The following is a 1,876-nucleotide window of genomic DNA, read 5'->3' as shown; positions in this document are numbered from 1 at the left end:
ACGCATTTCGATTGCCCAATGCACTTGATCACAGAGTACGGCGGCTGGCGCAACCGCAAAATGGTCGGATTCTATGAGAATCTATGCCATGCCATTTTCAACCGCTACAAAGGTCTTGTTAAATATTGGTTGACTTTCAATGAAATCAACATGATTTTACACGCACCATTCATGGGTGCCGGTCTGTACTTCGAAGAAGGCGAAAACGAAGAACAAGTCAAATTCCAATCTGCGCATCACGAGTTGATGGCCAGCGCAATCGCTACCCGCATCGCGCATGAAGTCGATCCTGAAAACCAAGTGGGCTGTATGTTGGCTGCCGGGAACTACTATCCATATACTTGCGACCCTAAAGACGTATTCAAAGCGCAAGAAGAAGACCGTGAAAACTACTTCTTCATCGATGTGCAATCACGCGGCGAATACCCTGCTTACGCACTGAAAAAATTGGAGCGCGAAGGCATCAAAATCGAGATGGAGGAAGGCGACAAAGAAATCCTGAAAGCAAACACAGTCGATTTCATTTCCTTCTCCTACTATTCTTCACGCGTAGCTTCTGCTGATCCTGAAGTGAACGCAAAAACAGGCGGCAACATTTTTGAATCCGTCAAAAATCCTTATTTGGATGCGAGCGAATGGGGCTGGCAGATCGATCCATTGGGACTGCGCATCACGATGAATGCGATGTACGATCGCTACCAAAAACCATTGTTCATCGTTGAAAATGGCTTGGGAGCTGTCGATGTGCCTGACGAAAACGGCTATGTCGAAGACGATTACCGCATCGCCTACATGGCAGCGCATATCGAAGCCATGAAAGATGCCGTAAACTTGGATGGCATCGATCTGTTGGGTTACACCAGCTGGGGCTGTATCGACCTTGTCAGCGCAGGAACAGGCGAAATGAAGAAACGTTACGGTTTCATCTACGTCGACCGCGACAACGAAGGCAACGGCACACTGAAACGTACGAAGAAAAAATCCTTCGACTGGTACAAACAAGTCATCGCCAGCAACGGAGAAGATTTGTCCGTCTAAAGGAAAATTGGTTTGCTTGCTGACGCAAGCGGAAATTGCATAAGACACAAAAATAGCAGCAGTGAGGCATTTTTTGCCTCGCTGCTGCTATTTTTTGTGGTTTGCCCGCTGCCGGGTGTTGTCACCTCCGGCGAGGGCCTGTTCCCCGGAGTAGGCGGACGAAATCCAATCGCCACCTCCGGCGAAGACCCGCTCATCGGAGAAGCCGGACGAAATCCGGTAGTCAACTCCGGCGTAGGCCGGCTCACCGGAGTTGACGACTGAAACCGAGCAGTCAGCTCCTAATGAAGCTGTTCCGGTTATTTTTTCCGGTAAAATGCGGTCGGTCTGCCGACCGTGCCGTATTCCAGCCGCATTTCGATGACCTGTTTGTCCTCCAGATAGCGCAGATACTTGCGGACCGATACGTGGGAAAGGTTCGCCAGACCGGTGATGTCGTTTACGGTGAAATCGCCTTTCTGTTGGTCGATGCAAGCCATGATCATGGTCAGCGTCGAGGGGGTCAAGCCCTTATCGATGGCGTCATCATCCTTCTCATCCGGTTGCTTATCCAGCGAGTGGAGCTGATCCAATTGCTTCTGTGTGACCGGATTGCGGGAATGCAGCAGTTCCTGGCGCTGCACGAAGGCTTCGATGCTCTTCTCGAAGCGTTTGAACTGGAACGGCTTGAGGATGTAGTCGACGATGCCGCACTGCAGGCCGATCCGGATGGCTTCCTGTTCGCCGGCCGCCGTGATCATGATCAGCTCGGCTGGGTAATCCCTTTTCCGTAGTGCGCGGATCAGATCCAATCCGCTCTTGCCCTGGATGTTGACGTCGACCAGCAGCAAATCGTAGG

Annotated in this window: 2 protein-coding genes; one reads left to right on the top strand and one right to left on the bottom strand. The window is 51.3% G+C overall.

Annotated features, from left to right (window positions below; genetic code table 11):
* On the top strand, window positions 1–1,038 hold a 1,038-nt coding region (locus WBV27_RS03340; protein WP_424199403.1), incomplete at its 5' end, for a 6-phospho-beta-glucosidase.
* A gap of 299 nt (window positions 1,039–1,337) precedes the next feature.
* Here WBV27_RS03340 and WBV27_RS03335 read toward each other — a convergent pair.
* A partial coding sequence (locus WBV27_RS03335) for a response regulator (protein ID WP_424199401.1) occupies window positions 1,338–1,876 on the bottom strand: 539 nt, incomplete at its 5' end.

Source organism: Trichococcus sp. (genome assembly GCF_049589555.1).
GTDB lineage: Bacteria > Bacillota > Bacilli > Lactobacillales > Aerococcaceae > Trichococcus.
Note: the sequence above shows the minus strand (reverse complement) of the source record. Positions and strands in the feature narration are given on the sequence as shown.